This is a genomic window from Caulobacter sp., from assembly GCF_035254145.1.
Taxonomy (GTDB): domain Bacteria; phylum Pseudomonadota; class Alphaproteobacteria; order Caulobacterales; family Caulobacteraceae; genus Caulobacter.
On record NZ_DATFAV010000031.1, the window covers coordinates 1 to 9,470 of the forward strand.

Sequence of the window (9,470 nt, forward strand, 5' to 3'; positions counted from 1 at the left end):
CGGTGCGCGCCTTCAACTTCCAGCAGATCGGCTTCCTGCTCGACAACATCCCGATGGGGCGCAGCGATCAGTTCGGCGGCAGCCCGATCTACCGCTACGTGGACAACGAGAACCTGCTGCGCGTGACGGCCTCGGCCGGCGCCGGCGACGTCGCCCTGCCCAGCTACGCCTCGCTGGGACCGATCGTCGACTATTTCACCCAGGCGCCCGCGGCTGAAGCCGGCGGCGCGATCAGCCAGACCTTCGGCAGCGACGACCTTCGCCGCACCTTCCTGCGCCTGGAGATGGGCAAGGTCGGGCCGTTGTCGGGCTATGTCAGCGGCTCGTGGATCAAGGGCGACCTTTGGCGCGGCCCCGGCACGATCGATCGCAAGCACTATGAGGGCAAGCTGAAGTATGAGTTGCCCAACGGCGGCGACATTAGCTTCCAGACTGTCCACAATGACTATTTCGACTATGACAGCCCGTCGATCACCCTGGCCCAGTACAATGGGACGGCCGGCGACGTGTTCGGCCGCAAGGGTCGCTACTTCGCCTATCTCGGCTCGGTTCCGGCCTCGGCGCCGTTCGGCTCGGCGCTCTCCATCCCGGCCGCGAGCTTGCCCGAAACGACGGCCGGCGTGCCTTATTCCAACAGCAACTACGCCCAATATTACAAGTTCGCGGTCAACAAGCGGAAGGACCACCTCTACGGCCTGACGCTGAACACGCCGATCACCGACAATCTCGATCTGACCACCACCGCCTATTACGAGGACAAGGGCGGCTATGGCGTCTCGCCCGAGGCCTATGCGACCTCGCTGTCCAGCTACAACGCCGAAAAGAACATCGTCGCCGGTCTCGTCGCGCCCAAGGGCATCCAGTACGGCCTGTCGGGCATCGACGGCATCCGCCAGGGCGTCACGGCCAAGGCTTCCTGGCATGTCGGCTTCAACAAGATCGAAGCCGGCCTATGGCTGGAGAACGACGACTATCACCGCACCCAGAACCGCTACAACGTCCAGGGCGGCAACCCGGACGGCGCGCCGCTGTTCAACGAGCGGGTTCACGCCCAGCGGGACTACAAGTCGCTGCGTGAGACCAAGCAGTTCTTCCTGAAGGACACCCTGACCCTGCTGGAAGCCAAGCTGAAGCTGGAGTTGGGCTTCAAGGCCACCGACATCGACTACAAGATCGCCGGCTATCGCAATCCCAACGACTACATCAACAGCCGCCACCCGATCTTGAAGGCCAACTGGAAGGACAGCTTCCTGCCGCAGGTGGGGGCCGTCTACAGCCTCACCGGCCGTGACCAGATCTTCGCCTCGTACTCCGAGAACATGGCCCTGCCCCGCGGCGCCGACGACATCTTCTCGGCGGCCAGCCCGACGGTCACCGCGCCCGCCCCTGAAACCTCGACCAACTGGGAGATCGGCTATCGGGCCAACCACCGCACGTTCAACGCCTCGATCGTGGCCTACCAGACCGAGTTCAAGAACCGCCTGCAGGCCTTCGCCACGCCCGTACCCGGCGGCGGCGGCATCATAGAGACCTTCTACCAGAACGTCGGCGCGGTGAAGGCCAAGGGCGTCGAGTTCAGCGGCCAATGGAAACCGGAAGTCTTCGCCGGCAAGGCCTATTTCAACGCCAACGTCTCGTACAACAACGCCGAATTCCAGGACGACGTGCTGAACTATCGCGCCAGCGCGACGGCCTCGCCCATCACCCTGGCGATGGCCGGCAAGAAGGTGCCGGACTTCCCGGATTGGGTGTTCCAGGGTGGCGTCACGCTGGAGCCCTTCGACGGTCTTCTGATGAACGTCTCGGCCCGCCACCTGGAGAGCCGCTTCACCAACTTCGTCAATAGCGAGAAGGTCGGCGGCTACACGATCGTCAACGCCTATATCGACATCGGCGACGGCTTCTCGGCCGGCCCGTTCAGCCAGATCAAGGCGCGGGTCAATGTCGATAACCTGTTCGACAAGGACTATCTGGGCACGATCAGCACGACGGTGAACACGGCGGCCAGCTTCCGCCCGGCTCCGCCGCGCACCGTGCAGTTCACGATCTCGGCGGACTTCTAACGCCCGCGCCGGCCGGCTCTTCGGAGCCGGCCGGGTTCGCGCCTGGTCTAGGGCTTATGCCGAAGCTCGGGGCGACAGGATGAGGTCGGGCGACGGCGCGCCCGCGTCCCGCCCCTGCCGGAACTCACGCGGCGACAGCCCATACTGCTCGCGGAAAGCCCGGCTGAAATGGGCCGATCCGTTGAAGCCCCAGCGGAAGCAGATCTCCGAGATCGACAGCCGCGCATGCTGGGGGCTGGCCAAGTCGATCCTGCAGCGTTCCAGCCGGCGCGATCGCAGATAGTGGCTGAAGGTCTCATTGGCCGAAGCAAACAGCTTCTGGACGTAACGGGGCGACACGCCCTCCTCATTGGCGACCCGTCGCAGGGAAAGCTCGGGATCCGGCAACAGGGTCTCGATGGTCTGGCACAGACGCTGCAAGTGTGCGGTCGGCGTAGAGGCGTCGAAGGCGTCGGCATCGGCCGCGCCTTGCTCCAGCAGGCATTGGGCCAGAAATTCGGTCAGGGCCAGGTCGACGGGCCTGAGCTGATCGACCGACAGATTTTCCAGCTCCTCGGCGGTCGCCCGCAGCAGGTCCGAGAGGATCCGCGGCACGCCCTTGGAGCCGTCCAGCCAGCCGACCCGAAGGTTGAAGGGCTTGATTAGCCGGTGATCCAGCGCCACGCGCGGCGCGCGGACGAACAGCAAGCGCGAGCGGGTGTCCAGCCTCAGCGCCGCCGACTGGCCGGTGGGACCGAAGGCGATGTCGCCCATCGCGACGCTGGCGGCCAGGTCGTCGGTGACCAGGGTGGCCTCGCCATAGAGCAGTACCGCCAGCCAGACGGCGGCCGGCTGGGCGCTGAGGCGGCCGGAAATGGTCTGGGCCCCCGCCTCGACCAGCGCGAACTCGATCCCCAGGGGCGAGGTCAGGCACACGACCGAGGCGGCGGCGGGCTCGCCGTCCGACAGTCCCTCGATCGGCAGGCCAAGCCGCCCCATCGCCTCGCGCCAGGCCTGGGCCCGTTCGGCGCGCGGATGGCTTTCGGTGCTGAACGACCAGGCCTTCACTGAGCCGCTACCCTCCCGCCTTGGGGAAAATGTCGCGAGGAATGCGCACATGGCAGCCCTGACGACCATCGACCACCTGGGTCACGCCGCAGTCGGCGGCCACGCTCATCAGCGAATAGGCGTCGTTCTTGGAGAGGCCGACCTGATCGTGGAGCAGGCTCAGCATCTTCAGCGAGGCGTCGCGCATGGCCACGTTGAGATCCTCGTCGAAGCCATGGACGATCCACCATTTCGGCGTCTCCAGCAGCGGCCCGGGAGTCTGGATGTCCTTGCGCAGCACGATCTGCATCAGGACGTTCAGCGAGGATTCGATGGCCGTGCCCGAAAGCTCGCCGTCGCCCTGGCTGACATGGGGATCGCCGATCGAGAACAGCCCGCCGTCGACCTGCACCGTGTAGTACATCGTCGCCCCGGCCCCGATGCGCCAGTTGTCGATATTGCCGCCGTGCTCGCCGGGCGGAATGGTGCTGACGCGGCCATCGACGGCCGGCGCTACGCCGGCGGTCCCGAGATGCGGGCGAGCCGGAACGCGGACGCCCTTGAGCGCCGGCTGGCGATCGCACTCGGGACAATGGGTGATCGTCCCAGGGATCAGGTACTTGCCCTCGAAGTCGTAGGCGTAGAGCGCGCTGGCGGTGTTGGTGTTCGCGTCCAGTTCGTAGATCGTCACCCGCTCCTTCTCGCCGAACTCCTTGTAGAGATAGCCCCAGTTGGCCGCGAGGTTTGATCCATAGTTATTGCGCGGGACCATGCGCAGATAGCGGACCTCCAGCACGTCGCCCGGCTTGGCGTCCTCGACGTAGATGGGGCCGGTCATGATGTGGACCCCGGGATTGCGGTCGTCCTCGGGGATCTCCTTGAAGATCCGGGTCACGGCCTCGTCCATCATCAGCTCGGGCGCATCGCCGGCGTGGTGGGTGATCGCCTCGGCCTGGACCAGATCGCCGCTCTTGATCCGCAGCGATGGCGGGGTCGAGGGATCGAAATAGCCCCAGTGAACCGTCTTGGGCGTCGCGGGCAGACAGTGCAGCGCGCCTGGAACGATGTCGGGACGGGTCTGGCCGGGTTCGCAGATGAAGGGCATCGAGGTCTCCGGCTCAGGCGGGCGTGTTCGCCACGGGGGCGTTGGAAAGCTTCACGCTGGTCATGCTCAGCGAGCCGTGCTCGATGTGGTCGGGCGCGAAGGTCGGGACATCACCAGGCAGGCGCGCGCCGAGAACATAGAGCAACGGCCAATAGTGATCGGGCGTTGGGACCGAGCGCTGCGCGTCCTGGCCCTGGCTTTCGAAATCGACCGCGCGCTGCGGCGCGTCTTCGACGATCGCGGCCTTGATGTAGTCGTTGAAGCGCTGGGACCACTCGTAGGGCGCGCAGTTGCGATCGCCCCAATCCATGGCCGGCAGGTTATGGACGATGTTGCCCGTGCCGACGATCAGCACGCTCTCGTCGCGCAGCGGCGCCAGGCGCTGGCCGATCTCGAAATGCCAGGCCGGCGGCTTGGTGGCGTCCATGCTGAGCTGGACGACCGGGATATCCGCCTCGGGAAAGGCCTTGCACAGCACCGACCAGGTCCCGTGATCCAGCCCCCAGCCCTGCTCATCCAGCTCCACGGGAGTCGGCGACAGAACCTCGCGCACCCGCATCGCCAATTCAGGTGAACCTGGAGCCGGATACTGCTTTTCAAACAGAGCTTTCGGGAAGGAAGCTCCAAAGTCGTGGATCGTCTTGGGTTTGGCCATGGCGGTGACGGCGATCCCTCGCGTCAGCCAATGGGCCGAGATGCAAAGGATGGCCTTCGGCTTGCCGACCGCGTCGCCCATGGCCTTCCAAGTTCGGGTGGTCTCGTTGGTCTCCAGCGCGATCATCGGGCTGCCGTGACCAAAAAAGATGACCGGCAGGCGGCTCATGCGAGGACCTCCAGCTTGGCGGCGCCGGCCTTCATCGCCCGCCACGCCGTCTGATATCGCGGCGTGAGCCAGCGGTTGAATTGCACCTGCGCGCCTTCCTGCCAGGAGTAGCGGCCGCGGATCGCGAAGCGCGAGCGCAGGCCCTGCTGGACCAATTCGTCGACATGCATGTCCTGGGCGATGATCTTGCCGGCCGAGGTCATGATCATCTCCAGCCGCTCGTCGAAGCCGGGGCTTTCGGTCGCGCCCGGCGCCACCAGGATCCCGGTGTCCTGCTCCATGGTCTCGGGACCGGTCGGCCGCAGGATCAGGTAGATGACCATGTCGCTGGTCATGACCAGCGACAGCGTCGGGGGGATGTTGGCGAAGGTCGCGCGGTTGCGATCCTCGGCGGTCAGCTTCGGAAACACCGGCAGCACCGCCTTCTGGGTCGGGTTGAAGCTGGCGTCGGCGTGCAGCGTGCCATTGTAGCGCAGGAAGCCCGCGTCGCCGTCGCCCGCCTCGGGGAAGCTGCACAGCTCGCTCGGGATGAAGTCGTGCAACGGTCCGCGGTGCAGCTTGCTGGCGTGGTAGCCGTCGTTGTTGTTCTCGAACATCACCTTCCAGTTCCAGGCGAACTGGCCGGTCATCGGCGGCGTCAGGCCTTCGGCGCTGGCAAGGTCGTAGTTGGCGACCGCCGTCTCGACCGGCGCCAACCGCGGCGCCAGCGGCGCGGCCTCGGCGTCGAAGTTGATGAAGATGAAGCCCAGCCAGATCTCGACCTTGAAGGTCGGCAGCTTGATCGCCTTCTTGTCGAAGTCGCAGGTCCGCTCCATGGCCGGGGCGTTCACCAGGTCGCCGTTCAGCGAATAGACCCAGTGGTGATAGGGACAGACGAAGCCGCGCGTATTGCCCCTACCCTCGGCCACTAGCATGGCGCGGTGCTGGCACACCGCCGACATCGCCTGGATCTCATTGTCGCGATTGCGCGTGACGATGATCGGCTCGCCGATGATGCGCGTGGTGAAATAGTCGCCGGGCTCCTTCACCCAGTCGACGCGGCCGACGCACAGCCATTCGTGATTGAACAGGGCTTCCTTCTCGAACTCGTAGAAGTCCGGATCGGTGTAGCAGGCGGGCGGCAGGGTCTCGGCGGTCTCCACGCTCTCCATCGAGCGCGAAAGCCCCTCGAAGAAGGCGTCGCTGAAGAAACCGTTCGGCGGGCGCAGGCTCATCGTGAAGCGCTCTGGAGTGGCGGATGTCGACCGTCACGCTAGGACCGCATCGTGGGACGGTCTTGCCTCAGCACGCACGAAGAGTTGGTCGGCGACCGCCCAGGAGCCCCGCGACGCCGCGTTTACAGGCGATCGGCGCCGAAAGAGGCCTTCAGGCGCCCAAGCCCCAGTCAACCGACGCAACGCGCGGAAAGCCTCCAGGCGCGTTGAGGCAAGACCGGGGGCATCGAGATGCATAGGCTAGTTTCGAACCGCCAGCCGAGGGAGACGCCATGACGCTCGCCGCCGACATCGCCATCAAGGACCTGAAGGCCGGCTTCGGAGCCGAGATCTCCGGGATCGACCTGGCCTCCGCACCCGACGCCGTGCTGGACAAGGTGGTCGACACCTTCCATCGCCACGGCGCGGTGGCGCTGCGCGACCAGAAGATGACGCCCGATGATCTGATGCGCTTCATCAACCGGTTCGGCGATCCCGAGGACCACACCCAGACGCGCTTCACCCTGCCGGGTTATCCGAAGATCTTCATCCTCTCCAACCGCGTGGTGGACGGAAAGCCGATCGGCGCCCACAACGACGGGGTCGGTTGGCACACCGACTACAGCTACAAGCCCGAGCCGGTCATGCTGACCATGCTCTATGCGGTCGAGGTTCCGGATGAAGGCTCGGACACCTTGCTCGCGGACGGCTGCGCCGCCTGGAACGCCCTGCCAGCAGACAAGCAGGCGATGCTGGAGGGGCTGAAGCTGCATCACAGCTATAAGCACTTCATGGCCACGCGTGAGTTCGGCCAGCAGCAGACCCTGTCGCCGGAGATGGAGGCGGCCAATCCCGACGTCGAGCACCCGCTGATCCGCACGCATCCCGCCGATGGGCGAAAGGCGCTGTGGCCCTCGACCGGCACGGTGACCGAAGTGATCGGCATGCCCGGCCCCGCGGGTCTGGCGCTGCTGGACGAACTGGTCGAGTTCATGACTCAGGAGCGGTTCGTCTATCGCCACAAGTGGAAGGCCGGCGACCTCTTGATGTGGGACAACCGCTGCACCCTTCACACCGGCACGCTGTACGACGACAGCAAGTACTTCCGGACGATGCACCGGCTGTGGGTCAAGGGCGACAGGCCGTACTGATCTCCCTTTGGGCGGAGCTGATATGACCAAGACCTGGATGATCACGGGCGTTTCCGGCGGTTTGGGCCGGGAGATCGCCCGGGCCGCCCTGGCGCGTGGCGTCGTCGTCGTCGGCACGGTGCGCAACCCCGAGGCCATCGCCGCCTTCGAGGCGCTCGCGCCCGGCCGCGCCCATGGCCTCGTCATGGATGTCACCGACGCGGCGGCGGTGAGCGCCGCCGTCGCCAAGGCCGAAGGCGTGACCGGCCGCATCGATGTTGTGGTCAACAACGCCGGCTATGGCCTGGTCGGGGCTGTCGAAGAGGCCTCGCTGGATGAGGTCCGCGCCCAGTTCGAGGCCAACGTCTTCGGCCCGCTGGCGGTGTTGAAGGCGGTGCTGCCCGCCATGCGGGCTCGCCGCGAGGGCCGGGTCATCAACATCACCTCGGTTTCGGGCCTGGCGGTCTGGGCCGGCACCGGCGTGTACTGCGCCAGCAAGTGGGCTCTCGAGGGCCTGACTCAGACCTTGGCGCAAGAAGTCGCCGAGCTGGGGATCAAGGTCGTCAACGTGGCGCCCGGCGGCCTGCGCACCGGCTTCGCGGCGGGCTCCAAGGCGATCGTGGCGAACAAGCTGGCCGACTACGACGGCCTGGCGCGAGACGCCGAACGGATCATGGCCGAGCACGCCGGGCACGAGCCCGGCGATCCGGCCAAGGCGGCTCAAGCCATCCTGACGATCGCCGATGTCGATGATCCGCCGATGCACCTCCTGTTGGGCGAGGACGCCCTGAAATACGCTGGCTACGCCGCCCAGGGACTGGCCGCCGACATCGACGCCTGGAAGGACCTCTCCCTCTCCATCGGCTTCACCGACTGACCCGAAACGCGAGCCTTTTCCGTGACCAACACCCTGATCTTCGTCGACCTCGCCTCCGAGGACCCGTCCGTCGCCGGCGACTTCTACGCCAAGGTCTTCGGCTGGCAGAACGACGCCCGTCCCGAAGGCGTCTATCACCGCATGGTGCCGGGCGGCTTCTTCAAGAAGCCCGATGGGACCGACAGCGAGATCGGCAACCTGCACCTGGGGATCTTCAAGGCCGCCAACGCTCGCCCCCACCCGGAACCGGAGGGCGTCGAGCCCCGCACGCCGAGCGGTGACGGCCGCAAGCCGCGCGTCTGGGTGCTGATCAGCGACGACGACAGCGCCGACCGCATCCTCGGGACCGCCGAGGATCTGGGCGCGACCGTGCTGTGGAAGAACCACTACTGGAAGGAATTCAACGGCTACAACCATGCCTTTCGCGACCCGTGGGGCAACGAGATCGTGCTGTGGGGCAAGGCGGGGCCGGATCCGCAAGTGCCGGCGGATTTCACACGGGAATAATCAGTCGACGCGCCCGGGATCACCGACGAAGTCCTTGGCGCAATACCAGCCGCCCTGGAACGAAGCGGCGGCCCGGGGCTCGGGCGGGTTGGAGGCGATGATCTCTCCCGCCCAGGCTTCGGCGTTGTCGCGCGGCGTGTAGCCCAGGAAGGCGACCGCCGAATTGTCCCAGAAGGCCCGCGTGTTGGCCGAAACGCCGTACACGGTCGCATAGCCGAAATCGGGCGCCTCGATCCCGCAGCGGACCAGCTCGACCATGTCGCGCGGACTGATCCAGACGGCCAGCTGGCGAAGGTCCGAAGGCCGCTCGCGATAGGCGCCAATACGCAAGCTCAGCACCTGCAGGCCGAACTTGTCGGCGTACATCCGCCCCATCGCCTCGCCGAACACCTTGCTGACGCCGTAGTAGCTGTCGGGGCGCGGGATCAGGGTCTCGACTGTCGGCGTGTCGCGTCGATGGAAGCCGGCGGCGTGATGGGATGAGGCGAACAGCACACGCTTCACCCCCGCCGTCCGCGCGGCCTCGAACAGGTTGTGGACGCCGATGATATTGGCTGGCAGCACCTGATCCCAGGCGTTGGCCTCGGGCTCGACGGGCACGCCGGCCATATGGACGACGCAGTCGATCCCCTGCATCGCCGCGACCAGCGAGGCCATGTCCAGCAGGTCGCCCCGGACGCATTCCTCGCCCTCTTCGGCCGCCGACAGCGGCGCGATGTCCGCCAGTCGCATCAGGCGATAGCGCC

At 66.2% G+C, this 9,470-nt stretch carries 9 protein-coding genes; 4 read left to right on the plus strand and 5 right to left on the minus strand.

Annotation, left to right across the window (positions count from 1 at the left end; genetic code table 11):
- The coding region (locus VJ655_RS01540; RefSeq protein ID WP_324097606.1) for a TonB-dependent receptor at positions 1-2,063 on the plus strand (2,063 nt) is incomplete at its 5' end.
- A 54-nt stretch (positions 2,064-2,117) separates the two neighbouring features.
- Here the strand turns inward: VJ655_RS01540 and VJ655_RS01545 are convergent.
- From VJ655_RS01545 to VJ655_RS01560, 4 genes are read right to left on the minus strand one after another with little or no spacing between them, the layout of a single operon-like run.
- Positions 2,118-3,110: an AraC family transcriptional regulator gene (locus VJ655_RS01545; protein WP_324097607.1), complete on the minus strand. Its 993-nt coding sequence runs from the start codon at positions 3,108-3,110 to the stop codon at positions 2,118-2,120.
- 7 nt (positions 3,111-3,117) lie between these two features.
- Complete coding sequence (locus tag VJ655_RS01550) at positions 3,118-4,194, minus strand: acetamidase/formamidase family protein (protein ID WP_324097608.1); 1,077 nt, start codon at positions 4,192-4,194, stop codon at positions 3,118-3,120.
- Between the two features lie 13 nt (positions 4,195-4,207).
- Positions 4,208-5,017: a 4,5-DOPA dioxygenase extradiol gene (gene ygiD / locus VJ655_RS01555; protein WP_324097609.1), complete on the minus strand. Its 810-nt coding sequence runs from the start codon at positions 5,015-5,017 to the stop codon at positions 4,208-4,210.
- Complete coding sequence (locus VJ655_RS01560) at positions 5,014-6,231, minus strand: aromatic ring-hydroxylating oxygenase subunit alpha (RefSeq protein WP_324097610.1); 1,218 nt, start codon at positions 6,229-6,231, stop codon at positions 5,014-5,016. Before VJ655_RS01560 ends, ygiD begins: the two co-directional genes overlap by 4 nt.
- Before the next feature lie 272 nt (positions 6,232-6,503).
- Here VJ655_RS01560 and VJ655_RS01565 point away from each other — a divergent pair, with 272 nt between their 5' ends.
- The 3 genes from VJ655_RS01565 to VJ655_RS01575 are packed head-to-tail and all read left to right on the plus strand — an operon-like array spanning position 6,504 to position 8,724.
- The gene (locus VJ655_RS01565) at positions 6,504-7,361 is read left to right on the plus strand and encodes a TauD/TfdA family dioxygenase (protein ID WP_324097611.1); all 858 of its coding nucleotides are present in this window, start codon (positions 6,504-6,506) and stop codon (positions 7,359-7,361) included.
- A gap of 22 nt (positions 7,362-7,383) precedes the next feature.
- Positions 7,384-8,217, plus strand: a complete 834-nt coding sequence (locus VJ655_RS01570) for an oxidoreductase (RefSeq protein ID WP_324097612.1) — start codon at positions 7,384-7,386, stop codon at positions 8,215-8,217.
- A gap of 21 nt (positions 8,218-8,238) precedes the next feature.
- A complete protein-coding gene (locus VJ655_RS01575; protein WP_324097613.1) occupies positions 8,239-8,724 on the plus strand; it encodes a VOC family protein in 486 nt (161 codons plus the stop codon).
- On the opposite strand, the gene VJ655_RS01580 is transcribed toward VJ655_RS01575, so the two are convergent.
- Positions 8,725-9,470, minus strand: a 746-nt coding sequence (locus tag VJ655_RS01580) for an NAD(P)-dependent oxidoreductase (RefSeq protein WP_324097614.1), incomplete at its 5' end; no start/stop codon positions are given.

Coding starts and splice junctions, on each gene's coding strand:
- VJ655_RS01560 (WP_324097610.1), bottom strand. CDS start 6,231: ATGAGCCTGCGCCCGCCGAACGGTTTCTTCAGCGACGCCTTCTTCGAG.
- VJ655_RS01565 (WP_324097611.1), top strand. CDS start 6,504: ATGACGCTCGCCGCCGACATCGCCATCAAGGACCTGAAGGCCGGCTTC.
- ygiD (WP_324097609.1), bottom strand. CDS start 5,017: ATGAGCCGCCTGCCGGTCATCTTTTTTGGTCACGGCAGCCCGATGATC.
- VJ655_RS01570 (WP_324097612.1), top strand. CDS start 7,384: ATGACCAAGACCTGGATGATCACGGGCGTTTCCGGCGGTTTGGGCCGG.
- VJ655_RS01550 (WP_324097608.1), bottom strand. CDS start 4,194: ATGCCCTTCATCTGCGAACCCGGCCAGACCCGTCCCGACATCGTTCCA.